The organism is Pseudomonas sp. p21 (assembly GCF_001642705.1).
GTDB lineage: Bacteria > Pseudomonadota > Gammaproteobacteria > Pseudomonadales > Pseudomonadaceae > Aquipseudomonas.
On sequence record NZ_LWBV01000002.1, the window covers coordinates 219413 to 243993 of the forward strand.

The 24581-nt window shown below is 63.6% G+C and carries 21 protein-coding genes, 2 tRNA genes and 1 pseudogene; 6 read left to right on the plus strand and 18 right to left on the minus strand.

The genetic code is table 11. The annotated features are described in order from the left end of the window. Positions 1-253: 253 nt before the first annotated feature. The 4 genes from A4C63_RS06020 to A4C63_RS06035 all read left to right on the plus strand — a co-directional run bounded on the left by A4C63_RS06020 (position 254) and on the right by A4C63_RS06035 (position 3520). A tRNA-Leu gene (locus A4C63_RS06020) sits at positions 254-340 on the plus strand. Positions 341-428: 88 nt separating this feature from the next. Further along, positions 429-515: transfer RNA gene (locus A4C63_RS06025), tRNA-Leu, on the plus strand. A 426-nt stretch (positions 516-941) separates the two neighbouring features. Then, complete coding sequence (locus A4C63_RS06030; protein WP_063911918.1) at positions 942-1955, plus strand: extracellular solute-binding protein; 1014 nt, start codon at positions 942-944, stop codon at positions 1953-1955. After that, positions 1955-3520, plus strand: coding sequence for an iron ABC transporter permease (locus tag A4C63_RS06035; protein ID WP_063911919.1), 1566 nt, complete (start codon positions 1955-1957; stop codon positions 3518-3520). Before A4C63_RS06030 ends, A4C63_RS06035 begins: the two co-directional genes overlap by 1 nt. Positions 3521-3622: 102 nt before the next feature. Here A4C63_RS06035 and A4C63_RS06040 read toward each other — a convergent pair whose 3' ends face one another. From A4C63_RS06040 to A4C63_RS06100, 14 genes and pseudogenes are all read right to left on the minus strand, one after another. After that, on the minus strand, positions 3623-4090 hold the full coding sequence (locus tag A4C63_RS06040; RefSeq protein WP_063911920.1) for a DUF2867 domain-containing protein: 468 nt from the start codon (positions 4088-4090) through the stop codon (positions 3623-3625). Positions 4091-4276: 186 nt separating this feature from the next. Next, positions 4277-5161 (minus strand): methyl-accepting chemotaxis protein, encoded by an 885-nt coding sequence (locus tag A4C63_RS26995; RefSeq protein WP_371106036.1) that lies wholly within the window; start codon positions 5159-5161, stop codon positions 4277-4279. Positions 5162-5182: 21 nt separating this feature from the next. After that, positions 5183-5875: pseudogene (locus A4C63_RS27000) on the minus strand (methyl-accepting chemotaxis protein); the annotation flags it as partial. A gap of 567 nt (positions 5876-6442) precedes the next feature. Beyond that, entirely contained in the window at positions 6443-7735 is a 1293-nt protein-coding gene (locus tag A4C63_RS06050; RefSeq protein ID WP_063911922.1) for an adenylosuccinate synthase, read from the minus strand. 56 nt (positions 7736-7791) lie between these two features. Then, positions 7792-8979 carry an ATP phosphoribosyltransferase regulatory subunit gene (locus tag A4C63_RS06055; RefSeq protein ID WP_063911923.1) on the minus strand — a complete coding sequence of 396 codons (1188 nt, stop codon included), beginning with the start codon at positions 8977-8979 and terminating at the stop codon, positions 7792-7794. Between the two features lie 302 nt (positions 8980-9281). After that, positions 9282-10151: a protease modulator HflC gene (hflC, locus tag A4C63_RS06060; protein ID WP_063911924.1), complete on the minus strand. Its 870-nt coding sequence runs from the start codon at positions 10149-10151 to the stop codon at positions 9282-9284. Continuing rightward, positions 10151-11332 (minus strand): FtsH protease activity modulator HflK, encoded by a 1182-nt coding sequence (gene hflK, locus A4C63_RS06065; protein ID WP_063911925.1) that lies wholly within the window; start codon positions 11330-11332, stop codon positions 10151-10153. Before hflK ends, hflC begins: the two co-directional genes overlap by 1 nt. A gap of 96 nt (positions 11333-11428) precedes the next feature. Beyond that, positions 11429-12730 carry a ribosome rescue GTPase HflX gene (gene hflX / locus A4C63_RS06070; protein WP_015272005.1) on the minus strand — a complete coding sequence of 434 codons (1302 nt, stop codon included), beginning with the start codon at positions 12728-12730 and terminating at the stop codon, positions 11429-11431. Between the two features lie 12 nt (positions 12731-12742). Continuing rightward, complete coding sequence (gene hfq, locus A4C63_RS06075; protein WP_003258160.1) at positions 12743-13003, minus strand: RNA chaperone Hfq; 261 nt, start codon at positions 13001-13003, stop codon at positions 12743-12745. A gap of 94 nt (positions 13004-13097) precedes the next feature. Beyond that, positions 13098-14069 (minus strand): tRNA (adenosine(37)-N6)-dimethylallyltransferase MiaA, encoded by a 972-nt coding sequence (gene miaA, locus A4C63_RS06080; protein WP_063911926.1) that lies wholly within the window; start codon positions 14067-14069, stop codon positions 13098-13100. Position 14070: 1 nt separating this feature from the next. After that, positions 14071-15969, minus strand: coding sequence for a DNA mismatch repair endonuclease MutL (gene mutL / locus A4C63_RS06085; protein ID WP_063911927.1), 1899 nt, complete (start codon positions 15967-15969; stop codon positions 14071-14073). Next, complete coding sequence (locus tag A4C63_RS06090; protein WP_063911928.1) at positions 15966-17402, minus strand: N-acetylmuramoyl-L-alanine amidase; 1437 nt, start codon at positions 17400-17402, stop codon at positions 15966-15968. The genes mutL and A4C63_RS06090 overlap by 4 nt, the downstream gene beginning before the upstream one ends. Positions 17403-17413: 11 nt before the next feature. Further along, positions 17414-17872: a tRNA (adenosine(37)-N6)-threonylcarbamoyltransferase complex ATPase subunit type 1 TsaE gene (gene tsaE / locus A4C63_RS06095; protein ID WP_243434030.1), complete on the minus strand. Its 459-nt coding sequence runs from the start codon at positions 17870-17872 to the stop codon at positions 17414-17416. Between the two features lie 2 nt (positions 17873-17874). Continuing rightward, complete coding sequence (locus A4C63_RS06100) at positions 17875-18735, minus strand: NAD(P)H-hydrate dehydratase (RefSeq protein ID WP_063911930.1); 861 nt, start codon at positions 18733-18735, stop codon at positions 17875-17877. A gap of 65 nt (positions 18736-18800) precedes the next feature. Here A4C63_RS06100 and queG point away from each other — a divergent pair, with 65 nt between their 5' ends. Continuing rightward, the gene (queG, locus tag A4C63_RS06105) at positions 18801-19865 is read left to right on the plus strand and encodes a tRNA epoxyqueuosine(34) reductase QueG (protein ID WP_063911931.1); all 1065 of its coding nucleotides are present in this window, start codon (positions 18801-18803) and stop codon (positions 19863-19865) included. A gap of 136 nt (positions 19866-20001) precedes the next feature. Here queG and A4C63_RS06110 read toward each other — a convergent pair whose 3' ends face one another. Together A4C63_RS06110 and orn are read right to left on the minus strand one after the other, a co-directional pair. Then, positions 20002-20613 carry a trimeric intracellular cation channel family protein gene (locus A4C63_RS06110; RefSeq protein ID WP_063911932.1) on the minus strand — a complete coding sequence of 204 codons (612 nt, stop codon included), beginning with the start codon at positions 20611-20613 and terminating at the stop codon, positions 20002-20004. A gap of 100 nt (positions 20614-20713) precedes the next feature. Continuing rightward, positions 20714-21256 (minus strand): oligoribonuclease, encoded by a 543-nt coding sequence (gene orn / locus A4C63_RS06115; protein WP_003258152.1) that lies wholly within the window; start codon positions 21254-21256, stop codon positions 20714-20716. Between the two features lie 145 nt (positions 21257-21401). On the opposite strand from orn, the gene rsgA reads away from it, so the two are divergent. Next, positions 21402-22433, plus strand: a complete 1032-nt coding sequence (gene rsgA, locus A4C63_RS06120; protein WP_063911933.1) for a small ribosomal subunit biogenesis GTPase RsgA — start codon at positions 21402-21404, stop codon at positions 22431-22433. A 159-nt stretch (positions 22434-22592) separates the two neighbouring features. On the opposite strand, the gene motB is transcribed toward rsgA, so the two are convergent. Both motB and motA read right to left on the minus strand, forming a co-directional pair. Beyond that, positions 22593-23606, minus strand: coding sequence for a flagellar motor protein MotB (gene motB / locus A4C63_RS06125; protein WP_063911934.1), 1014 nt, complete (start codon positions 23604-23606; stop codon positions 22593-22595). A gap of 3 nt (positions 23607-23609) precedes the next feature. After that, positions 23610-24461: a flagellar motor stator protein MotA gene (gene motA / locus A4C63_RS06130; RefSeq protein ID WP_015272014.1), complete on the minus strand. Its 852-nt coding sequence runs from the start codon at positions 24459-24461 to the stop codon at positions 23610-23612. Positions 24462-24581 lie beyond the last annotated feature (120 nt).

The following is a 24581-nucleotide window of genomic DNA, read 5'->3' on the forward strand; positions in this document are numbered from 1 at the left end:
GGGTATATAGATAGGAATTCTGGCATAGGCGTATTGAAACCGGAAATGTCAGCCTTGGACAGCCCCACCGGCGTCTCCGGCGAGCCGGAATAGGCCTGCGGAATCAACAAGTTGAATTTTTTGAATTTTTTTTCGCTTGGGGGGTTTACAGCCTCCCGGACCGTCCGTATAGTGCGCACCACAACGACGGACAACCCCGAAGTTGTAGTAGAGATGAGCGGCGCTGTAAAGCATCAAGTAATCTCGAATGTGTGCCCAGGTGGCGGAATTGGTAGACGCGCTGGTTTCAGGTATCAGTGGCTTAACGGCCGTGGAAGTTCGAGTCTTCTCCTGGGCACCAAATATTTTCAAGTAACAGATGACCAAGGATCTGTTACTACTGTGTGAAAGCGAACGATAGTCGCCTTCTCCAGATGATGTAAAGCTTTGCCCAGGTGGCGGAATTGGTAGACGCGCTGGTTTCAGGTATCAGTGGCTTAACGGCCGTGGAAGTTCGAGTCTTCTCCTGGGCACCATACAAAAACCCACTAGCTTGCTAGTGGGTTTTTTCTTGCCTGCGATTTTTGTCTCTCCCTCCTCGCCTGCCCGGACTGCTCTGGCGTCTATGAGATCGAGCGCCGCCCGCGCGGCGCATCGCGAATAAATTCGCTCCTACATTTGTTGCAACGTGGCCATGCCTGTGAAGCCATGGTTGTCAGCCTTGTTTGCATGGTTCAAGTCATGAGCCAGGGCTGGCAACCATGGCGTAACAGGTTCGGCACGTTGCAACAAATGTAGGAGCGGCTTTAGCCGCGATGCGCCGCGCGGGCGGCGCTCGATCTCACAGGCGCAAAAAGGCCCAAGGCAATCCGACCATGAATTTCTCGTCACCCGGCCACTTGAGAAACGATTTCGTTTACCATTGTTTCCAAATATGTAGCCGTAAGCGAGGAAGTACCCGCATGACGATCCGCCCGCAACCGCTGATGCGTACCTTGGCCGCCGCCGTGCTGAGCCTGGCCATCGGCGCTCCGGCCGCCATGGCAGACGCACCGGTCACCCTGACCATGTACAACGGTCAGCACAAGGAAATCGGCGAAGCCATCGCCCAGGCCTACGAGGCCAAGACCGGCATTCATATCGATATCCGCAAGGGCAGCAGCAACCAGCTGGCCAGCCAGATCATCGAGGAAGGCGAACGCTCGCCGGCCGACATCATCTATACCGAAGAGTCCCCTCCCCTGAACAACCTGGGCGAGCTGGGCCTGCTGGCGAAAATCGACGACGCCACCGCGAACATGATGCCCAAGGAGTACGTTGGCGCCAACGGCACCTGGATGGGCATCACCGCCCGTACGCGCATCGTCGTGTTCAACCCGAAGAAGGTCGACGAGAAAGACCTGCCGACCACAGTGATGGACTTCGCCAACCCCGAGTGGGAAGGGCGCGTCGGCTATGTGCCTACCAGCGGCGCCTTCCAGGAGCAGGCCGTGGCCATCCTGAAGATGCACGGGCGAGAAGCCACCGAAGAATGGCTGACCGGCCTGAAGGCATTCGGCAAGCCCTACACCAACAACATGGTTGCCCTCAAAGCCGTGGAAAAAGGCGAAGTGGCTGCGGTACTGGTGAACAACTACTACTGGTATGCGCTTGAGCGCGAGCGCGGCAAGCTGGACACCAAGCTCTACTACCTGACCGACGGCGATGCCGGCAACCTGGTCACCATCTCTGGCGCAGCCGTGGTCAAGGCCAGCAAGCACCCGAAAGAAGCCCAGGCCCTGCTCAACTGGATGGCCAGCGAAGAGGGCCAGCGCGTGATCACACAGACCACAGCCGAGTACCCGCTGCATAAAGGCATGGTCTCCGACCGTGGCCTGAAGCCGTTCGAAGACCTGCGCCCGCCGAAGATCTCGCCAGCTGACCTGGGCAATGCCGAGGAAGCGATCGAGCTTGAGCGCGAGGTCGGCCTGCTCTGATGACTGCCGCCCTGTCCGAGCCGGTGCCGGCACGCTTCGTGCCGAGCCGCAAGCGCCCCTCGATCTGGGTGGTGCTACCTGTGCTGTTCCTGGTGGCCATGAGCTTGCTGCCATTGCTGTACGTTGCCATGAAAGCCTGGGAAGCCGGCTGGCGCGAAGCCTTGCACCTGCTGTGGCGGCCGTTTGTCTGGGGGCTGATGCGCAACACCCTGATGTTGATGGCCGGGGTGACACTGACCTGCATGGTGGTCGGCATGGCCCTGGCCTGGCTGCTGGAGCGCAGCAACCTGGCCGGCCGTCGGTTGTGGGGCGTGGTGCTGTGCCTGCCGTTCGCCGTGCCGTCGTTCGTCAGCAGCTTCACCTGGGTGTCGCTGAGCTCGGACTTCGAAGGGCTGGGCGGGGCAATCATGGTCATGGCCCTGTCCAAGTACCCGCTGGTGTTCCTGCCGGTGGCGGCAACCCTGCGCAACCTCGATACCTCGCTGGAGGAATCGGCACGTACGCTGGGCTGCAGCCGCTGGGGCGTATTCATCAAGGTCACCCTGCCGCTGCTGTGGCCATCGATGCTGGGCGGCGCGCTGCTGATCGCCCTGCACATGCTGGTGGAGTTCGGCGCCTTGTCGATCCTCGGCTTGCAAACCTTCACCACGGCGATTTACCAGCAGTTCGAACTGGAGTTCAGCAATGCCAACGCGGCCATGCTGTCCGCCGTACTGTTGGCGATGTGCCTGGTGATGCTGTGGCTTGAACTGCGGGTACGTGGCAAAGCACGCCATGTGCGCATCGGCCAGGGTGTGGCGCGGCGAGCACAACCGGTGCGGCTGCGTGGCTGGGCAGTGCTGGCGCAACTGTTCTGCGTGGGCCTGGCGGTGTTGGGCAGCGGTATTCCGCTGGCCATGCTCGGCTACTGGTTGAGCGTGGGTTCATCGGCGGCATTCCCTGTGGCAGCCATTTCCAAGGCGCTGCTCACCTCGCTGTCGGTGTCGCTGGGGGGGGCCGGTTTCTGCGTGCTGCTAGCCCTGCCAATCAGCTTCCTGGTGGTGCGCTACAAGGGCCGCCTGGCAATTTGGGCCGAGCGCCTGCCATACCTGTTGCACGCCCTGCCAGGCCTGGTGATTGCCCTGACCCTGGTGTTCTTCGCCCTGCATTACGTGCCGGCGCTGTACCAGACCACGGCACTGTTGCTGCTGGCCTATGCGCTGCTGTTCCTGCCGCTGGCGCAGTCGCCGGTGCGCACCGCACTGAACAAGGCTTCGCCAACGCTGGAAGAGGCCGCGCGCACGCTGGGCGCAGGCAGCTTTGCCGCGTTCTGCCGGGTGACCCTGCCGATCATCTTCCCAGCCATGGCGGCAGCCTTCGCCCTGGTGTTCCTGGACGCCATGAAGGAGTTGACTGCCACCTTGCTGCTCAGCCCGACCGGCATGACCACCCTGGCCACAGAGGTGTGGGCGCATACGGCCAACGTCGAGTTCGCGGCGGCGGCGCCTTATGCGGCGTTGCTGATTGTGGTTTCGGGGTTGCCGGTATATCTGCTGACTACGCGGATGTATCTGAACAAGGCTTGATCCGCCTCGCCTTCATCGCCGGCAAGCCAGCCCCCACAGATACCGCGCCGCCTTAAGGCCTGTGCAGTACCTGTGGGAGCTGGCTTGCCGGCGATGAGGCCATCAGATGTTACGCAGCATGCGGCGCACAATCGGCCCATGGGCTTTGCCGACCGGCAGCATGTAGAGGCGGCCGAAGCGGTTGAAGCACTGCACCGAGGTGGTCACACTCAAACGCTGCCGGCCATTCCTCTGCTCATCCAGATCCATGCTCACCATCACCGCCAGGTGCGTGTCACGCGAGGTCAGGACCAATTGCTGGTCGCTGATTGCCTCGACAAGGAAAAAGTCCAGATGCTCTCCTACTGCCGGCGAGCGTTCGGGGCTGCGCGCTGAGAAACCATGAATAGGAGTGACATTGAAGCGGCGCGAGATGAAATCGCGCAGGCGGAAGGCCTGGGCCAGCCAGCCGGGAATATCCGAGGTCATGGCGCAGTAGGCCTGGAGGGCGGTCATTGGCGTACTGACATGCACGCTGTCGCAATGAAGGAAATCCAGGGCGGCCGGGGCGGCGACCAGTTGGGCTGACATGAACAACTCCGTTTGCCATGTTTCGTTGCCATCATAGCAACACTGCCCACTGAGGTAAGGACCTGTATCGCGATCGATGTGGGAGCGGGCATGTCGAGGCGTCGAACCGCCGCGAACACCGGCGAAGCCGGTGCCATCCACCGTGTCGCCTGCTTCGCGGGCACGCCCGCTCCCACAATGATCCGGTCAGGCCCTGAATTGGCCCAGGCTCGCCCGTAGCTGCGACGCCAGCTCATCCAGCACCTTGCTGCTGGCGGTGGTCTGCATCACCACCTCGGCCGAGCGTTCGGCCTGGGCGTGTATGGTTTCCACCCGTCCACGCACGGCCTGCGCCCCGCTCGCCTGCTGCTCGGCCGCCCGAGTGGCCAGGCCGATGGCTGCGTGTACTTGCTCCACTGCCGCCTGCACCGACTGCTGGCGGCGCTCGTTATCACGCAACACCAGAAGCCCCTCGCTGGCCTTTAGCCCTGCCTGACTGATGGTGGCCACGGCCTCCTTGGCGCCCTTCTGCAACGCGGCGATATGCGCCTGGATATCACCCGTGGAGCTTTGCGTCTTGCTCGCCAGCGCCCGCACCTCATCGGCCACCACGGCAAACCCGCGCCCGGTTTCACCAGCACGGGCTGCTTCAATGGCGGCGTTCAAGGCCAGCAGGTTGGTCTGCTCGGCAATACCGTGGATCACCGTCAGCACCACTTCGATCTGCTCGCTCTGCTTGGCCAAGCGCTCGATCACCTGGGAGCCGGTATCCACCTGCCCGGCCAGGTTCTCGATCAAACCGGCAAGTTGGGTCGAGGTGCGACTGTTCTCGTCAGTCGCCTGGCGGATATCCACCACCTGCTGCAGGGCTGCCTGCATCGCATGGCTTTCAGCCTGAGCCTCGTCGGCCATGCTCGAAAGGTCACGCAGGCTGGCCGCCACTTCATCGCGTTGCAGCGCAGCGGCAGCATCGGCGCCGGCATTGCGCTGGGCCATCGCGCCAATCTCAACGCCGGTGCGCTGCGCCACCTCGCCCGCCTCTCGCACGATCGGCTGCAACTTGTCGACAAAGCGGTTCACCGCCGAAGCCATGTCGCCAATTTCGTCGCGGCTATCGAGGGGCACGCGCTTGGTCAGGTCGCCTTCGCCAGCCGCCAGGTCGTCGAGGGCGGCAATCAGCAGGCGCAGCTTGCTCAGCACCCGGCGACCAAGCACCACGGCCACCACCAGCAACACACCGAGGCCGACCAGCACCAGGCCCAGGCCGATGCGCCAACGCAGTTCGGCGGCGGCGTCGCGCACAGTCTGCGCGGTATTGGCCTGCATCGCGGCAGCACTACCCTGTGCCTTCTCCAGGCGCTCGCGCAGGGTCTTACCACTGCCTGCCGCAGCACCGACCAGGCTGTCGCCGACCAATTGCTCGCCGCTGGCGATCAGGGCAGCAAAGCGCTGGTCGAGGGCCTTGAGCTCCTGATCGATGCCGGCAGTGGAAACGCCCATCACCACCTTACCGATTTCTGCACCATTGGGGTTGATCGAGGCCTCGACGAAGTACACCGCCGGGTCGCGCCGGGCCGCGTCGATCACCTTGTCCAGCGCACGCTCGCCCTGGCCCTTGTCCATCAATGCCTGGTTGATCGGGTTTTGCCGGTTCAGGTAGCGGGTCAGGTGCTGGCCCTGGGCATCGTCGTAAATCACGAACAGCACGTTGGGGTTGCGCTGGGCACGCCGGGCGAAGTCGGAGAGCACCGGCACGTCGTTGTCCCAGATCGCCCGTGGGGCGACCGAGGCCAGCAGCTCGGCCATGTCGTTGGCAGAGTCCTTGAGGTTCTTTTCCAGCGTGCTGCGCAGTTGCTGCTGCTCACTTTGCAGGCGTGCCGACAAGCCTGCGCTCAGGCGCTGGCGGGTACTGCTGGAGAGGCCGTCGAGACCAGAGCGCACATCTTGCCCGGCTTGCTCCAGTTCACCGGCGAGTTGGCGGCTGTCATTGCCCAGGCGTTCGCCCAGGTCGGCCTCCAGGGCGGTGACCGTGCTTCGGGTAAGCGCAACGGCGACCAGCACCTGCACCAAAAGAGCGATACCAAGGGCAACAAACACAGGCCGCAAAAGGCGGCTTCGTAACAGTGAGAGAATGGCAGACACGGTGAAACCCTCGTGTTTTCTGGCGCCACTATTTTGATGGCATCTTCAGAAACTTCTTACAGCAAGGGTTGTGCCGGGGGCAGCAGGGATAAGTGCCAAGCTTCAGCAATGGGTTTTCCTGTACTGGCCTCTTCGCGGGCAAGCCCGCGAAGAGGCCAGTACAGGAAAGCACAAATTAAAACGCCGCAGCCCCTTTCAGGGCCACGGCGTCAGATCAGCCTGAAAGGCAGATCAGGCGAACGGATGACGCAGCACGATGGTCTCGTTGCGGTCCGGGCCGGTGGAGATGATGTCGATCGGCGCGCCGATCAGCGCTTCGATGCGCTTGATGTAGGCGCGAGCGTTAGCTGGCAGTTCTTCCAGGGTTTTCACGCCCAGGGTCGATTCGCTCCAGCCTGGCATCTCTTCGTACACCGGCTCCAGGCCGATGTAGCTGTCGGCATCGGAAGGCGCGTCGATGACGGCACCGTTCTCGTTCTTGTAGCCAACGCAGATGTTGATGGTTTCCAGGCCGTCCAGTACGTCCAGCTTGGTCAGGCAGATGCCCGAGATGCTGTTGACGTCGATGGCGCGGCGCAGGATCACGGCATCGAACCAGCCGCAACGGCGGGCACGGCCGGTGGTGGAACCGAACTCATGGCCACGCTTGGCCAGGGTCGCGCCAGTCTCGTCGAACAGTTCGGTCGGGAACGGACCGGAACCCACGCGAGTGGTGTAGGCCTTGGTGATACCCAGGATGTAGTCCAGGTACATCGGGCCAACGCCGGAGCCAGTGGAGATACCGCCAGCAGTGGTGTTGGAGCTGGTGACGTACGGGTAGGTACCGTGGTCGATGTCCAGCAGCGAGCCCTGGGCACCTTCGAACATGATGTCCTTGCCGGCACGACGCAGGTTGTGCAGCTCGGCGGTGACGTCGAGCATCATCGGCTTGAGCTGTTCGGCGTAGGCCATGCATTCGTCCAGGGTCTGCTGGAAGTCGATGGCCGGCTCTTTGTAGTAATTCACCAGCTGGAAGTTGTGGTAGTCCAGCAGCTCACCCAGCTTGGCGGCGAAACGCTCGCGGTGGAACAGGTCGCCCACGCGCAGGCCGCGGCGTGCGACCTTGTCTTCGTAGGCTGGGCCGATACCACGGCCGGTGGTGCCGATCTTGGCTTCGCCACGGGCTTTTTCGCGGGCCTGGTCCAGGGCAACGTGGTACGACAGGATCAGCGGCGCGGCCGGGCTGATGCGCAGGCGCTCGCGCACCGGTACGCCCTTCTCTTCCAGCTTGGTGATTTCACGCATCAGGGCATCCGGGGCAACGACCACGCCGTTGCCGATCAGGCACTGTACGCCTTCACGCAGGATACCGGACGGAATCAGGTGCAGAACGGTCTTTTCACCGTTGATCACCAGGGTGTGACCCGCGTTGTGGCCACCTTGGTAGCGCACTACGGCGGCAGCATGTTCGGTCAGCAGATCGACGATCTTGCCTTTGCCCTCATCACCCCACTGGGTGCCCAGGACGACGACATTCTTACCCATTACATTGGTCCTCATTCACGCAAACTTGGTTGCCGGCCTACTGCCGGCGCAGAAACTCACTGGGCCAGCGGCAGAACCTGCCAGCGCCCGTCTTGCTGAATCAATTGCCGATCACAATCCGCCTCGAGAGCAGCACTCAACGGCTGGCCAGGCAAGGCCTGGACCACACGCTGGCCCTCGTTGCGCAACTGGCAGACTTGCTGCCAGAGGGCCGCGTCGCCACTGTCCGGCATCCAGATGCCGCCAGTTGGCAATACGACCTCCGCTCGCCCCAGTGTGACCAGGGTCTTCAAATCCGTGGAGAAACCGGTTGCCGGGCGGGCCCGGCCAAAGTCGGCACCGATGTCGTCATAGCGCCCGCCCTGGGCGATCGATTGACCTTCGCCCGGCACGAACACAGCGAACACCACGCCCGTGTGATAGTGGTAACCGCGCAGCTCGCCGAGGTCGAAGTACAGCGGCAGGTCCGGGAAGCGCGCCGCCAGGCGATCGGCGATCGCCAGCAGGTCGTCCAGCGCCGCCAGCACGCTGGCCGGGGCACGCCCCAGGCGCACACGGGCTTCGGCCAGCACTTCGCGGCCACCGCACAGTTCGACCAGCGCGCGCAGCATGTTGCCCAGGTCCTTCGGCAGGTCGGCGGTCAGTACCTGCACTTCATCTACGGCCTTGCGCTGCAGGGCGTCGAACAGCTGCTGCTCGACCGCACCGGACAGGCCGGCAGCACGGGCCAGGCCGCGGTAGATACCGACATGGCCAAGGTCCATGTGCACATCCGGCACATCGGTCAGTTGCAGCGTGGCGAGCATCAGGCTGATGACTTCGACATCGCTGGTGGGGCTGGCGTCGCCGTACAGCTCGGCGCCCAGCTGGATCGGGCTGCGCGAGGTGGACAGGGCTCGCGGCTGGGCATGCAGCACGCTGCCGGCATAGCACAGGCGGCTAGGGCCTTCACGGCGCAAGGTGTGGGCGTCGATGCGCGCCACCTGCGGGGTGAAGTCGGCGCGGAAGCCCATCAGGCGGCCGGACTGCGGGTCCACTACCTTGAAGGTGCGCTGGTCCAGGTCCTGGCCGGCGCCGGTAAGCAGCGACTCCAGGTACTCGATATGCGGGGTGACGACCAGTTCGTAGCCCCAACTCTGGAACAGGTCCAACACCTGGCGGCGCGCGATCTCGATGCGCGCAGCCTCAGGTGGCAGTACTTCCTCGATGCCATCTGGCAGCAGCCAGCGGTCTACCGTTGCCATTACGCCATTTCCCCTCTGGTCCGGGCGGCTTGCCAAGCAGGCGAGCCGTCAGTAAAGCCGGTATCGCGCACAGCAGCGGGCAGCACTGATCCCAGCGCAGCCACCGTACCCGACACCCTCGAATTGCCTTGCGACCTGACCAAACCGTCAACTGGCGGTTTGCCAATCAACCTTGCAGACGCAAAAAAGCCGGGAAATTTCCCGGCTACCTCATCATACACCCCTTTTCATTCAGGATGCACCCCGCCTGGTGTTTTAGCTGCCGGGCGGGGCGCCGCTGCATGAAAATCAGGGCCTGAGCATCACGGCCTGCTCTTGTCCAGGAAGCGGAAGAACTCGTTCTTCGGATCCAGGACCAGCACGTCGCTCTTGCTCGAGAAGCTCTCGCGGTACGCCTGCAGGCTACGGTAGAACGCGTAGAAATCAGGGTCCTGAGTGTAGGCCTTGGCGTAGATGGCGGCCGCCTGGGCGTCGCCGTCACCGCGGGTTTCCTCTGCTTCGCGATAGGCCTCAGCCAGCAATACACGGCGCTGACGGTCGGCATCGGCACGGATACCTTCAGCCAGCTCGTTACCCTTGGCGCGGTGCTCGCGGGCTTCACGCTCACGCTCGGTGCTCATGCGGTCGAACACGCTGCGGTTGACTTCCTTCGGCAGGTCGATGGCCTTGACGCGCACGTCGACCACCTCGATACCCAGCTCCTTGGCGGCCATGCGGTTCAGCGATGCAGTGATGTCGGCCATCAACGCATCACGTTCACCGGACACCACTTCGTGCAGGGTACGTTTACCGAACTGGTCACGCAGGCCGCTTTCCAGACGACGCGACAGACGCTCGTCGGCGATCTGCTTCATGCCGGACGTGGCGGTGTAGAAGCGTTCGGCGTCCTTGACGCGCCACTTGGCGTAAGCGTCGACCATCACCGCTTTCTTCTCCAGGGTCAGGAACCGCTGGGTCGGGGCGTCGAGGGTCATCAGGCGGGCGTCGAACTTGCGCACCTGGTTCACGTACGGAATCTTCACGTGCATGCCCGGCTGGACATCCGCCTGGACCACCTTACCAAAGCGCAGCAGTACCGCACGCTCGGTCTGGGACACGATGTAGAAGCTGTTCCAGGCCACGATGGCCAGAACCACGGCGGCGATCAGGGCGATCAGCGATCTGTTGCTCATCAGCGGCTCTCCCTAGTGCGCAGCGGCTGCTGTTGCTGTTGCAGGTCCTGCGCCGCACGGGCGGCCGCATCGTTGACCGATGGCGACACGCCAGTGGTCGGCGCGGACGGGTTGCGGCTGCCTTCGACCATCTTGTCCAGCGGCAGGTAGAGCAGGTTGTTCTGCCCGTCCTTGGTTGCCACCATGACCTTGCTCGAATTGCTGTAGACCTCTTGCATGGTCTCCAGGTACAGACGCTGACGGGTCACGTCAGGTGCCTTGCGGTACTCGGCGACCAGCTTGGTGAAGCGGTCGGCCTCACCCTTGGCGCGGGCGATGACTTCGTCGCGGTAACCGTTGGCGTCCTCGATGATACGCTGCGCCTGACCACGGGCCTCCGGCACCACGCCATTGGCGTAGGACTCGGCCTGGTTGCGGGCACGCTGCTCATCTTCGCGGGCACGGATCACGTCGTCGAAGGCTTCCTGCACTTCACGCGGGGCTGCCGCGCTCTGGACGTTGACCTGGGTAACAGTGATACCGGTACGGTAGGTGTCGAGGAAGCGTTGCAGGCGTTCGCGGATATCCACGGCCATCTGCTCGCGGCCTTCGGTCAGCACCTGGTCCATCGAGGTGGAACCCACCACGTGGCGCAGGGCACTCTCGGTCGCGTGCTGCAGGCTGACCTCAGGCTGGTCGACGTTGAGCACGAAGTCCTGCAGGTTGCTGATCTTGTACTGGACGGTCAGCGGCACCTCGACGATGTTCTCGTCTTCGGTCAGCATCTGACCCTGCTTGGTATAGGCACGCTCGCGCGTGACGTTCTCCATGTACTTGCGATCGATCGGCGGGAAGTAGATGTTCAGGCCGGGACCGACCGTCTCATAGTACTTGCCGAAGCGCAGCACCACAGCCTGCTCCTGCTCGTCGACCACATACACGGCGCTGTACAGCCAGATTGCAGCCAGCACCGCCAGGCCGATGCCCAGCAGGCCCAGGCCACCGCCCTTGCCGACATTGCGGTCACCGCCGCCACGTTTCTTGCCACTGCCGAACATGCCGTTCAGGCTGTCCTGCAATTTGCGGAAGGCCTCGTCCAGGTCCGGTGGACCTTTCTTGTCACCACCGCCGCCACCGCCATTCCGGCGGCCGCCCCAGGGATCCTGATTGTTCGAGTTGCCACCCGGCTCGTTCCAAGCCATAGCGCTCTCCATCTGATAAAGCAAAGACGCGCCCACGGCGCGCCGTCCAATGCTACAGAATGCCTGTCACTGCTGCCCGGCGACCTCGACGAGCATTTATTGCAAAGTGTGTTGCTCGACAAACACTTGCGGCTCCATGCCTTCGCGGCTGACCAGGCGATTCAGTTCGACCATGGGCAGTCGCACGCTCAGCAGGCTGCGCCCTTCTTCATCATGCTCTTCACTCTGCACGGCACCCAGGGCAAAGAATTGCGCGCGCAAGCGGGCAAAACGCTGCTCCAGACACAGGGTACCGACAAACAGATCATCCCCCAGCAACTCGGCAATCGCCTGGCCGACCAGCTCCAGGCCACGCCCATCGCGTGCCGATACCCAGACCCGTTCCGGCTTGCCATCGGCATTGCGCTGGATCTGCGGCTCGACATCTTCGAGCAAGTCGAGTTTGTTATACACCTCAAGGATCGGCAACCCTTCGGCACCAATCTCGCCCAACACCGCCAGTACCTGCTCGATCTGCTCCATGCGCTCCGGCTCATGGGCGTCGATCACATGCAGCAGCAAGTCGGAGTTGCTCGACTCTTCGAGCGTAGCCCGAAATGCTTCGACCAGCTTGTGTGGCAGGTGGCGAATGAAGCCCACGGTGTCGGCCAGCACGATCGGCCCCAGGTCGTTCAGCTCGAGCCGGCGCAGGGTCGGGTCGAGGGTGGCGAACAACTGGTCCGCGGCATACACCTCGGATTCGGTCAGGGCGTTGAACAGTGTGGACTTGCCGGCGTTGGTATAACCCACCAGCGACACCGACGGGATATCCGCGCGCTTGCGCCCGCGGCGCGCCTGCTCGCGCTGGCTGCGCACCTTCTCCAGGCGTGACTTGATCTGGCGAATGCGCACCCGCAACAGGCGGCGGTCGGTTTCCAGCTGGGTTTCACCCGGGCCGCGCAGGCCGATACCACCCTTCTGACGCTCAAGGTGGGTCCAGCCGCGCACCAGCCGCGTGCTCATGTGCTCGAGCTGGGCCAGTTCGACCTGCAGCTTGCCTTCATGGGTACGCGCCCTTTGGGCGAAGATATCGAGGATCAGCCCGGTACGGTCGAGCACACGACACTCGAACACACGTTCAAGGTTGCGCTCCTGACTGGGCGTGAGGGTGTGATTGAAAATCACCAGGTCTACCTGTTCGGCATGGACCAGGTCGTGCAACTCTTCGACCTTGCCACTGCCAATCAGGTATTTGGCGGAAGGCTGATGCCTTGCCACCGTGACCAGCGAGACGATGTCGGCACCGGCCGACAATGCAAGCTCCTGGAACTCCTGCGGGTCTTCGCGCGCCTCAGGGTTCTGACCTTCCAAGTGAACGAGCAACGCCCGCTCACCACCACCGTGGCGCTCAAAGAACAATGCAGGCTCCTATCAGGCGTTGCCTGGCTCGCTGTCGCCGTGTTCGGAATCGGACGGGCTTGGCAGACGAACCGGACGGGCAGGAACCACAGTCGAGATGGCGTGCTTGTAGACCATCTGGCTGACGGTGTTCTTCAGCAGTACCACGAACTGGTCGAAGGACTCGATCGAACCCTGCAGTTTGATGCCGTTGACCAGGTAGATGGATACCGGGACCTTTTCTTTTCTCAAGGTGTTCAAGTAAGGGTCTTGTAGCGAATGCCCTTTTGACATATGCCGCACTCCTGTAAGGATAAATAATAGAAAATCAAGAAAATCGATAAATTAGGCCGCCCCTTCGCAAGAATAGACGGCAATCAGCAGGGACTCAGCCCAATATGGAGATGGCCCCAAGGTATTTCAAGGTGCGGGACAGATTGTCGCAGGCCAGGCTGTCAAGCCAGTGTACTTCAGGCCAGCCACGCAACCATGTGAACTGCCGCTTGGCCAACTGCCTGGTAGCAATGATACCGCGCTCACGCATCTCATTCTCAGTCAGCTTGCCGTCGAGGTAGTCCCAGACCTGCCGATACCCCACTGCCCGTATAGACGGCAGCCCGGCGTGCAAGTCACTTCTGGCTCGCAGCGATCGGACCTCGTCGACAAAGCCCTGTTCCAGCATCTGTGAAAATCGTAACGCAATTCGATGATGCAAAATGTGACGATCTGTAGGAGCAATCGCCAAACTCGCGACAGTATAGGGCAAATGCCCGCCAGCGCCTGCGTCTGCGCCGCGACTTTCCGCGAATTGACGTTGGCGATGTGCAGTCATGCTCTCGCCGCTCACCCGGTACACCTCCAGAGCCCGGATCAGCCGCTGCGGATCGTTGGGGTGGATACGCGCCGCCGACTCGGGGTCGACCTCGGCCAACTGGCGGTGCAACTCGGCCAGGCCCAGGGCTTCGGCCTGGGCCTCCAGCTCGGCACGCACCGCGGCATCGGCCGCCGGCATGTCGGCAAGGCCATCGATCAACGCCTTGTAATAGAGCATGGTGCCGCCCACCAGCAGCGGGATTTTCCCGCGCGCGGTGATTTCGGCCATGGCCTCCAGGGCATCGGTACGGAACTGCGCAGCCGAATAGCTTTCGGCGGGGTCGCGAATATCGATCAACCGGTGCGGGTGAGCGGCGAGGATTTCTTTCGACGGCTTGGCCGAACCGATATCCATGCCGCGGTAAACCAGCGCCGAATCGACGCTGATCAGCTCACAGGGCAGTACTTTGGTCAGCTCGATGGCCAGGTCGGTCTTGCCGGCCGCTGTCGGGCCCATCAGGAATATTGCAGGGGGCTTGCCGCTCATTTCATCGACCGCGCAGGAAGAGTTTGTCCAGGTCGTCCAGGCCCATCTGGGTCCAGGTGGGGCGACCATGGTTGCACTGGCCGCTGCGCTCGGTGTTTTCCATATCACGCAGCAGGGCGTTCATCTCGGGGATCGCCAGGCGCCGGTTGGCGCGCACGGCACCGTGACAGGCCATGGTACCGAGCAGCTCGTTGAGGTGCGCCTGGATACGGTCGCTGGTGCCGTATTCCATCAGGTCGGCGAGTACATCCTGCACCAGCCGGTTGGCCTCCGCCTGCTTGAGCAAAGCTGGGATCTGGCGAATGGCCAGGGTCTCGGGGCCCAGGCGCTGCAGTTCGAAGCCCAGCCGCTGGAACCACTGCGCATGCTCTTCGGCGCAGTCTGCTTCACGCTGGCTCAAGGCCAGGGTCTCGGGTACCAGCAGCGGCTGGCCGCTGAGGCCTTCGCTGGCCATGGCCACCTTCAGGCGCTCGTACATGATGCGCTCGTGAGCGGCGTGCATGTCCACCAGCACCAGGCCGATGGCGTTCTCGGCCAGGATGTAGATGCCCTTGAGCTGCGCAAGCGCGTAGCCCAGCGGGGGAATGTCACCCTGGCTTTCGGGCAACGCCGTCGTCGGCGCCGCGCCTTCATCCAGCGGTTTGTAAAACTCGCGATACACCGCCTGTGCCTCGGCGGCCGGCAGCGGCTGCGAAGGGCGCGGGGTGTACTGGTATTGGTAACCCGCGCCACTGCCGCCATTGGAAAACGACTGCTGCGGGGCACGCGGCTGCTCGAGCACCGGCGAGGCCAGGCGCATTTCGCCCTGGGGGCCGAACTCACCAGCCTGCTGGCCGGTGGGGCGGACCATCTCGGGCACGGCGGCAGGCGCCGCCAACTGGTCTTCCGGGCGCACATCGGCCAGGGCGCGATGCAGGGTGCCATACAGGAAATCGTGCACCGAGCGCCCCTCGCGGAAACGCACTTCGTGCTTGGTCGGGTGCACGTTGACGTCGACGCCGTTGGGCTCCAGCTCCAGGAACAGCACGAAGGTCGGGTGCCGGCCATTGAACAGCACATCGCGGTAGGCCTGACGCACGGCATGGGCGACCAGCTTGTCGCGCACCGCACGGCCGTTGACGAAGAAGTACTGCAGGTCTGCCTGGCTGCGCGAGAAGGTTGGCAGGCCGACCCAGCCCCACAGGCGCAGGCCGTTGCGTTCCACGTCGATCGGCAGCGCCTGCTCCATGAAGCCCGGGCCACAGATGGCGCCCACTCGCCGCGCACGGGCAGTTTCATCGTGGGCCTCGTGCAGGCTGAGGATGCTCTTGCCGTTGTGGCGCAGGTGGAAGCCGACATCGAAGCGCGCCAGCGCCAGGCGCCGGATCACTTCCTGCAGGTGATCGAATTCGGTCTTCTCGGCCTTGAGGAACTTGCGCCGGGCCGGGGTGTTGAAGAACAGGTCGCGCACTTCCACCGAAGTACCCACCGGGTGCGCCGCCGGCTGCACCCGCGGGGTCATGTCACGGCCTTCGGTTTCCACCTGCCAGGCTTCGGTAGCGCTGGCGGTACGCGAAGTCAGGGTCAGGCGCGCCACCGAGCTGATCGAGGCCAGGGCCTCACCCCGGAAGCCCAGGCTCAATACCCCTTCGAGGTCTTCCAGCTCGCGGATCTTGCTGGTGGCGTGACGGGCCAGGGCCAGCGGCAGGTCATCGGCGGAAATGCCGCTGCCATCGTCCCGCACCCGCAACAGCTTGACGCCGCCCTGCTCCACCTCCACGTCGATACGCCGGGCGCCGGAGTCCAGGCTGTTCTCCAGCAATTCCTTGGCGACAGAGGCCGGCCGCTCGACAACCTCGCCGGCGGCAATCTGGTTGGCCAGCCGCGGGCTGAGCAGCTGGATGCGCGAACCACCACTCATTGCGAGGCCAATGTGGTGGCAGGGATATCGAGGCGCTGGCCAACCTTGAGCTCATCGGTCTTGAGGCCGTTGGTGCTACGCAGGCTGGCCGCGCTGACCTGATAGCGCACGGCGAGCATCGCCAGGGTTTCGCCAGGGCGCACCGTGTGCTCACGCGGCCCGGCGGCGATCTTGCCGGTGTCGCGCAGCCAGGCGATATAGGTGCCAGGCGGCGGGTTCTGCTGGAAGTACTGACGCACACCGGTGTGGATCGAGCGAGCCAGGGCCTGCTGATGGCTGGCGGTGGCCAGCTTGGCGGCTTCGTTGTTGTTCGAGATGAACCCGGTTTCAACGAGGATCGACGGGATATCCGGCGACTTCAGTACCATGAAGCCGGCCTGTTCCACCCGCTGCTTGTGCAACGAGGTAATGCGGCCCATGTTGCCCAGCACCTTCTGCCCGACATTGAGGCTGGAGCTGAGCGTGGCGGTCATCGACAGGTCGAGCAGCACGCCGGCCAGCATGCGGTCCTTGTCGTCGAGGCTGACGTTACCGGCACCACCGATCAGGTCGGAACGGTTTTCCGTGTCGGCCAGCCAGCGCGCGGTCTCGGAGGTGGCGCCGCGGTCGGACAGGGCGAACACCGAGGCACCAAAGGCGGCGCGGGATGGCGCGGCGTCGGCATGGATCGAGATGAACAGGTCGGCCCCCTTCTTGCGGGCGATTTCCGTGCGCTTGCGCAGCGGGATAAAGTAGTCGCCAGTACGGGTCAGCTCGGCCCGGAAGCCTTTTTCGCTGTTGATCTGGCGCTGCAGTTCCTTGGCGATCTGCAGCACGATGTCTTTTTCATGCTGGCCACGCGAGCCGGACGCACCCGGGTCTTCGCCGCCGTGGCCGGCGTCGATGGCAACCACGATGTCACGCTTGCCGCTGGGTACCGGCGGCAGCTTGATGGCGGGCTGGGCCGGGGTCACCGGCACTGCCGGGGTGGTAGCAGGCGTGGTTGCAGGCGTTGGTACCGGTGCCGGAGGCGGCGCGCTGGCCGCGACGGCGTCGGCTTCCTGGTCGTACAGGTCGACCACCAGGCGGTTGCCGTACTGGGCATTGGGCGCCAGGGTGAAGCTTTTGGGGGTGACCGACTTTTTCAGGTCGACCACCACGCGCAGGTCGGTCGGGGTGCGCTGGGCCGAACGCACGCTGCTGATCGGCGTATTGGAGGTTGCCACGTTCAGTGGCGCGGCCAAGGTCGCGCCATTGATGTCGATAACCAGGCGATCAGGTGCGCTCAGGGTGAAGACGCTGTGCTGCACGGGGCCAGACAGGTCGAAGACCAGCCGCGTGTTGTCGGGCGCGCGCCACAGGCGCATGCTCTTGACTTGAGTGACGGCCAGAGCGTCAACGGTCACCGTTGTCAGCAGCAGCCCAACGATGGCGACCAGTGCGCGTATGCGCATACCTACCCCACTTACTGTTTATAGTGTTCGGCCAGTGCAACGCACCAGGCCTCGCCGCGAGCCCCCTGCGGCGAAAGGATCAGCGAGCGTCCGCCCGCTTGGGGGCTTATGGTAATGGTCAGGTCGGGCTTTGGCAAAACGCCCGCACCCTTTTGTGGCCACTCGAACAGGCACAGCGGGTCGCCCTCGAAATAGTCACGAATGCCCATGAACTCCAGCTCTTCCGGATCGACCAGGCGATACAGGTCGAAATGGAACGCCCGCACCTCACCGATTTCGTAAGGCTCGACCACCGTGAAGGTCGGGCTTTTCACTGCACCAGTATGGCCCAGGCCACGAATCAGGCCACGCGACAGCGTGGTTTTGCCCGCGCCCAGGTCACCCTCCAGAAAGATCACGCCGTGACCGCCGGTCACCTCGGCCAGGTGTGCGCCGAATTTGACCGTGGCCGCTTCATCGGCCAGAAACAGGTTTAAGCCAGACACGCAGAATGCTCCTCCAACAACTCACGAATGACCGGCGCCAGATCGCTGGCGGCCAAGCCTCTACCTTTAACGCCCAGACGCTCGCCGGCACAGGCGTGCAGCCATACCCCCAGCCCCGCGGCATGCCAGGCATCCAGGCCCTGGGCCAGCAGCGCCGCCAGCACGCCGGTCAGCACATCGCCCAGGCCGGCACCGGCCATGGCCGGATGGCCGCGTTCGCACAGCAGCAGCTGCCCGGCCGGGTCGGCGACCAGAGTGCCGGCCCCCTTGAGCACGCAGACGCTGTTGTAACGGCGCGCCAGTTTGCGAGCAGCCCCCGGGCGGTCCACCTGCACCGCCTCGGTGGAAATGCCCAGCAGCCGCGCCGCCTCCCCCGGGTGCGGGGTAAGGATGCTGCCACTGGGCAGGGCCAACGGGGTACGCGCAAGCAAGTTCAGGGCATCGGCGTCCCACACCTGCGGCCGCTCGGCATTGGCCACCGCCGACAGCAGGCTGCGACCCCAGGCTGCCTGGCCCAGGCCTGGACCGACCACCAGCACCGAAGCGCGCTCCAGCACGCCCATCAGCTGGTTGGCCGAACTGGCGCCCAGGCACATGACCTCGGGCAGGCGCGCCAGGCTGGCGGCCACGTGCTCGGGCCGGGTCGCCACGCTGACCAGTCCGGCACCACAGCGCAAGGCGGCTTCGGCACTGAGCAGCACGGCGCCACCGGTACCGAGGTCGCCACCGACCACCAGCACATGGCCGAAGTCGCCTTTATGGGCATGCGCATGCCGTGCCGGCAGGTGCGCGACAGTCACGCTGCTGAGCAATTGTGGGGTATGGCTGGGGTGTTTGGTCTGCGGCATGGGGTCAAAGGCTCCAATGTCTGGCAGAATTATACGCACCTGAGCCCGTATTGCCTTGCCCATCCATGTCCGCCTGTACGCCTGACCTCGCCCAACTGGCCCAATCGATCAAGATCTGGGGCCAAGAACTCGGTTTTGCCCACGTCGGCATCGCCGGGGTCGACCTTGGCGAACACGAACACCACCTGCAGCGCTGGCTCGACGCCGGCTACCAGGGCGAGATGGAATACCTGGGCGCTCACGGCAGCAAGCGCGCACACCCAGAGCAACTGATCCCCGGCACGGTGCGCGTGGTATCGCTGCGCATGGACTACCTGCCCGGCGACACACAGATGGCGCAGCGCCTGGCACAGCCGGAAAAAGCCTACGTGTCGCGCTACGCACTGGGCCGGGATTACCACAAGCTGGTGCGCAAGCGCGTGCAGTTCCTGGCCGATCGCATTCAGGAGGCTATCGGCCCGTTCGGTTACCGCGCCTTCGTCGACAGCGCTCCGGTGCTGGAAAAGGCCTTGGCCGAGCAGGCCGGTCTGGGCTGGATCGGCAAGAACACCCTGCTGCTCAACCGCAAGGCGGGCAGTTACTTCTTCCTCGCCGAGCTGTTCGTCGACCTGCCACTGCCGGTGGACGAAGCCACCACCAGCGAACATTGCGGGCGTTGCCAGGCCTGCCTGGACATCTGCCCGACCCAGGCGTTCGTCGGGCCCTATGTGCTGGATGCACGGCGCTGCATCTCGTACCTGACCATCGAACTGCGGGGGCCGATCCCCGTCGAGTTGCGTTCGAAGATGGGCAACCGGGTGTTCGGTTGCGATGACTGCCAGATCGTCTGCCCGTGGAACCGCTTTGCCAGACACAGCCAGGAACAGGACTTCCAGCCACGTCACGGGCTGGAGAATGCCGAGTTAGCAGAGATGTTCCTGTGGGATGAACGGACCTTCCTGCGCAAGACCGAAGGCGGGCCGCTGCGCCGGGCCGGCTATGAGCGCTGGTTGCGCAACCTGGCGGTAGGGTTGGGCAATGCGCCTTCGACGATCCCGGTGATCGAAGCGCTGAAGGCGCGACGCGAGGATGCATCGGAGCTGGTGCGCGAGCATGTGGAGTGGGCGCTGGCGCAACACGGCATCCAATAGCGACCAGCCCCAGAGCTTGCGCCCCTTGTGGGAGCGGGCGTGCCCGCGAATCAGGCAACGCGGTGGATGGCACCGGCTCTGCCGGTGTTCGCGGGCACGCCCGCTCCCACAGGGGCCATGTTGTGCCGGAACTGCATCACTGCTGGTCGTTGTAGTGGAACTTGGGCATTTCCCAATGGAACCGAATCGCCAGCAACCGCAGCAGGAACCCGCCAAACAGGGTCAGCAGCATCGCCTGTTCTGCCGGCACCTTGAAGTACACGCAGCCCAGGTAGAACCACGCCGCAGCGAACGAGACACTGGCGTACAGCTCGCGGCGGAACACCAGGGGAATGTCGTTACAGAAGATATCCCGCAGGATCCCGCCAAATACCCCGGTGATCACCCCGCTGATCGACGCCACCAGCATGCCCTGTCCCATCTCCAGTGCAGTCATGCAGCCAATCAGGGTAAAGGCCACCAGCCCCAGGGCATCGAGCACCAGAAACAGCGAGCGCAGTCGGCGCATCATCGGTGCGATGAAAATGGTCAGCAGCGCCGCACAGCTGGTCAGCACCAGGTATTCCGGATGCTTCACCCAGGTCAGCGGGTAATGCCCGAGCAGCACGTCACGCACCGAGCCGCCACCCAGGGCGGTGACGCAGGCAATCAGCACCACGCCGAACCAGTCCATGCCGCGGCGGCCAGCAGACAACGCGCCGGTCATGGCTTCGGCGGTGATGGCGATAAGGTAGAGCATCAACAACATGGTGCGGGGTCCGTGCGGGCGAGCGAGAAAGGCGCGCAGTCTAACCAGTTGCCCATGGCACCAAAAGGGGGCGCAGATACAATATCTGCGCCCTTTCGGCTCACACCTTGATGAAGTGCTCGCGATAGTGGCGCAGTTCGGCAATCGATTCGCGGATGTCATCCAGTGCCAGGTGGGTGTTGCCCTTCTTGAAGCTGTCACGCACGTCAGGCGCCCAGCGTGCGGCCAGCTCCTTCAAGGTCGAGACATCCAGGTTGCGGTAGTGGAAGTAGTTTTCCAGGTTGCGCATGTGGCGGTAGAGGAAGCGGCGGTCCTGGCAGATGCTGTTGCCGCAGATCGGCGACTTGCCTTTCGGCACCCACTGCTCGAGAAACGCAATGGTCTGCGCCTCGGCTTCGGCCATGCCGACCTTGCTCTCGCGTACGCGCTGGGTCAGCCCCGAAGCGCCATGGGTGCGGGTGTTCCACTCGTCCATGCGCGCCAGCACTTCGTCACTGTGGTGGATGGCGATCACCGGGCCTTCGGCCAAGGTATTCAGCTCGCTGTCGGTGACGATGGTGGCCATCTCGATGATGACGTCGCTGTCCGGATCCAGGCCGGTCATTTCCAGGTCGATCCAGATCAGATTCTGTGGGTTTTGCATGCGGGGGCTCCTCGTATAGGCCGTCATATTAGCGTAGTGGCCAAGGCACGCCCATTCACGGCACGAAGGTAAGCGAAATGGTCCGGCGCCTGGCGTGCTAAACTGCTTGCCGTTTTCAACCTGCCCCTCCACGCACGGAACCTTCATGGCCAAACGCCAGCTCAATCGCCGCCAGAACTGGCGCATCGAAAAAATCCAGAACGAGCGCGCCGCGCGTGCGGCCAAACGCGAACAGCACGTGCTGCAGGAACTGGAGGGTGGCGACCTGGGGCCGGAGCAGTTGGGCCTGGTGATTGCGCATTTCGGCGTGCAGGTAGAAGTGGAAGCCCAGGACGGCGAAGTCGCCGGCCAGGTGTTCCGCTGCCACTTGCGCGCCAACCTGCCGGCGCTGGTTACCGGCGACCGCGTGGTATGGCGTGCGGGCAATCAGGGCATTGGCGTGATCGTCGCGCAGATGCCGCGCAGCACCGAGCTGTGCCGGCCGAACAACCACGGCCAGCTGAAGCCGGTGGCGGCCAACGTCGACCTGATCGTGATCGTCTTCGCCCCCGCGCCCGAACCGCACCCCAACCTGATCGACCGTTACCTGGTGGCGGCGGAACATGCCGGCATTCGCCCGCTGCTGCTGCTGAACAAGGCCGACCTGATCAACGACGAGAACGGCCCGGGCCTGCATGCGCTGCTAGAGGTGTACCGCGAGCTGGGCTACCCGCTGCTGGAGGTTTCAGCGCACCACGGTGACGGCATGCAACGCCTGCAGCAGATGCTTGACGGCCACATCAGCGTGTTCGTCGGCCAGTCGGGGGTGGGCAAGTCGTCGCTGGTCAACAGCCTGCTGCCGGACGCCGGCACCCGTGTCGGCGACCTGTCGGAATGGTCTGGCCAGGGTACCCATACCACCACCACCGCGCGGCTGTACCACTTCCCCAACGGTGGCGACCTGATCGACTCACCGGGCATCCGCGAGTTCGGCCTGGGACACGTCAGCCGCAGTGATGTGGAGGATGGTTTCATCGAGTTCCGCGACCTGTTCGGCACCTGCCGCTTCCGCGACTGCAAGCATGATCGCGAACCGGGCTGTGCACTGCTCAAGGCGCTGGACGAGGGGCGTATCAAGCAGCAACGGATGAACAGCTACCGCTCGATCATCGCCAGTTTGCCCGAAGACGCCTACTGACCGCCTGCTCCACAGGTTCTGCACAAGGCTCGAGGGCTACGCCAATCCTGTGGGAGCGGGCGTGCCCGCGAAGCAGGCACCTCGGTGGTTGGCACGGGCTTCGCCCGTGTTCGCGGGCAAGCCCGCTCCCACAAGGGACCGCGCAGGACGAAAAAGGGTTTACTGGTCCTTGGACTCATCCATTTTCAGCGTCCCCTCTTTGAAGATATTCAGCTTCTGGCGCAGCTCTCGCGGCTGCATGGGTGCCTGCTCGGTCTCCCCTGGCGCAGCCGGTACAGCAGCGCCCGGCGCTGCCGGCGCGGCAGCCGGTGCTTCCGGCGTACCCTGCTCACCCTCGATGTTGCGCTGGGCCTTCTTGGTCAGCACGATGATATCGATGCGGCGGTTGACCGGGTTGAACGGGTTCTTGCGGTCGAACAGCGAAGACGACGCGTAACCCACCACCCGTGCCACCTGGCCATCCGGGTAGCCACCGGCCACCAGCGCACGGCGCGCGGCGTTGGCACGGTTGGCCGACAGTTCCCAGTTGCCGAACTCGCCACTGCCGGCATACGGCTTGGCGTCGGTGTGGCCACTGATGCTGATCTTGTTCGGCACCGCCTTGATGGTGTCGGCCATGGCCAGCAGGATGTCCTCGAAGTACGGCTGCAGGCGCGCGCTGCCAATGTCGAACATCGGCCGGTTCTCGGCGTCCATGATCTGGATGCGCAGGCCGTCCTGGGTTATCTCGAACAGGATCTGGTCCTTGAACTTCTGCAGCTGCGGGTTCTCTTCCACCTTGTTCTGCAGTTCCTGCAGCAGCAACTCCAGACGCTCACGCTCGACCTGCTCGGCCATGGTCTCCACCTGATCCTTGTCCAGCTGGATGCTGGTATCGGGCGTCGGCTCGGACTTGGCTTCGGGATTGATGGTCTTTTCCGGCGCCAGCTGAGGCGAGCCACCCAGGTCGATGACGTAGGGCGTGCCGCTTTCCGAGAAGCCGATCGGGTCCTTGAAATAGCCGGCAATGGCGATCTTCTGTTCCGGCGTGGCCGTGGACAACAGCCACAGCACCAGGAAGAACGCCATCATTGCCGTGGCGAAGTCGGCGAAGGCGATTTTCCAGGCGCCGCCGTGGTGGCCGCCGCCAAAGCGCTTGACGCGCTTGACGATGATGGGCTGATTGTTCTCCATGACTCAGCGACCGCGAACCGCTTGTTCCAGTTCGGCGAAGCTTGGGCGGTGCTTGGGGTACAGCACCTTGCGCCCGAACTCGACCGCCAGCGAAGGCGGCATGCCCGAGGCCGAGGCTACCAGCGAAGCCTTGATCGATTCGTAGAGGTTCAGTTCTTCCTTGGCATCGTGCTCCAGGCACTTGGCCAACGGGCCGAAGAAGCCGTAAGCCGCCAGAATACCGAAGAAGGTACCCACCAGCGCCGCACCCACATGGAGGCCGATGGAGGCCTGGTCACCATCACCGAGCGAGGCCATGGTCACCACGATACCCAGTACCGCCGCAACGATACCGAAGCCGGGCATGCCGTCGGCGATACCGGTCACCGCATGGGAAGGGTGCTCCAGCTCTTCCTTCATGCTCAGCAGTTCCATGTCGAACAGGCCCTCCAACTCGTGCGGGGCCATGTTGCCGGTGGACATGATGCGCAGGTAGTCGCAGACGAACGCGGTCATGCGTTCATCGGCCAGCACCGTCGGGTACTTGGCGAAGATCGGGCTGGCGGCGGCATCCTCGATGTCGGCCTCAATGGCCATCATGCCTTCACGACGGCTCTTGTTGAGGATCTCGTACACCAGGCCCAGCACTTCCAGGTAGAAGGCGTGAGTGAAGCGCGAGCCGAACATCTTCATCGACTTCTTGATGACGTGCATGGTCATGTGGCCAGGGTTGGCCTGCAGGAATGCACCAAAGGCCGCACCGCCGATGATCAGTACTTCGAACGGCTGGATCAGCGCTGCGATCTTGCCGTGGGAGAGCACGTATCCGCCGAGCACGCTCGCGAATACGACGATGATGCCGATAATTTTAGCCATAGGTTCAAAGCACTTGCTGTCGTGGTCAGGGGAAGAGGCGGGAGCTTTAAAACTCTTCTTCTACTTATCGGCAGAACTGCGCCAGACTATAGCCACTCAATGCGAAAAGCCAGTTCGGAC

Excerpts from the sequence above, each read along its gene's own strand:
- A4C63_RS06030 (WP_063911918.1), top strand. The coding sequence starts at position 942 with ATGACGATCCGCCCGCAACCGCTGATGCGTACCTTGGCCGCCGCCGTG.
- A4C63_RS06035 (WP_063911919.1), top strand. The coding sequence starts at position 1,955 with ATGACTGCCGCCCTGTCCGAGCCGGTGCCGGCACGCTTCGTGCCGAGC.
- A4C63_RS06040 (WP_063911920.1), bottom strand. The coding sequence starts at position 4,090 with ATGTCAGCCCAACTGGTCGCCGCCCCGGCCGCCCTGGATTTCCTTCAT.
- A4C63_RS26995 (WP_371106036.1), bottom strand. The coding sequence starts at position 5,161 with ATGGCTTCGGCGGTGAACCGCTTTGTCGACAAGTTGCAGCCGATCGTG.
- A4C63_RS06050 (WP_063911922.1), bottom strand. The coding sequence starts at position 7,735 with ATGGGTAAGAATGTCGTCGTCCTGGGCACCCAGTGGGGTGATGAGGGC.
- A4C63_RS06055 (WP_063911923.1), bottom strand. The coding sequence starts at position 8,979 with ATGGCAACGGTAGACCGCTGGCTGCTGCCAGATGGCATCGAGGAAGTA.
- hflC (WP_063911924.1), bottom strand. The coding sequence starts at position 10,151 with ATGAGCAACAGATCGCTGATCGCCCTGATCGCCGCCGTGGTTCTGGCC.
- hflK (WP_063911925.1), bottom strand. The coding sequence starts at position 11,332 with ATGGCTTGGAACGAGCCGGGTGGCAACTCGAACAATCAGGATCCCTGG.
- hfq (WP_003258160.1), bottom strand. The coding sequence starts at position 13,003 with ATGTCAAAAGGGCATTCGCTACAAGACCCTTACTTGAACACCTTGAGA.
- miaA (WP_063911926.1), bottom strand. The coding sequence starts at position 14,069 with ATGAGCGGCAAGCCCCCTGCAATATTCCTGATGGGCCCGACAGCGGCC.
- mutL (WP_063911927.1), bottom strand. The coding sequence starts at position 15,969 with ATGAGTGGTGGTTCGCGCATCCAGCTGCTCAGCCCGCGGCTGGCCAAC.
- A4C63_RS06090 (WP_063911928.1), bottom strand. The coding sequence starts at position 17,402 with ATGCGCATACGCGCACTGGTCGCCATCGTTGGGCTGCTGCTGACAACG.
- A4C63_RS06100 (WP_063911930.1), bottom strand. The coding sequence starts at position 18,735 with ATGCCGCAGACCAAACACCCCAGCCATACCCCACAATTGCTCAGCAGC.
- queG (WP_063911931.1), top strand. The coding sequence starts at position 18,801 with ATGTCCGCCTGTACGCCTGACCTCGCCCAACTGGCCCAATCGATCAAG.
- A4C63_RS06110 (WP_063911932.1), bottom strand. The coding sequence starts at position 20,613 with ATGTTGTTGATGCTCTACCTTATCGCCATCACCGCCGAAGCCATGACC.
- orn (WP_003258152.1), bottom strand. The coding sequence starts at position 21,256 with ATGCAAAACCCACAGAATCTGATCTGGATCGACCTGGAAATGACCGGC.
- rsgA (WP_063911933.1), top strand. The coding sequence starts at position 21,402 with ATGGCCAAACGCCAGCTCAATCGCCGCCAGAACTGGCGCATCGAAAAA.
- motB (WP_063911934.1), bottom strand. The coding sequence starts at position 23,606 with ATGGAGAACAATCAGCCCATCATCGTCAAGCGCGTCAAGCGCTTTGGC.
- motA (WP_015272014.1), bottom strand. The coding sequence starts at position 24,461 with ATGGCTAAAATTATCGGCATCATCGTCGTATTCGCGAGCGTGCTCGGC.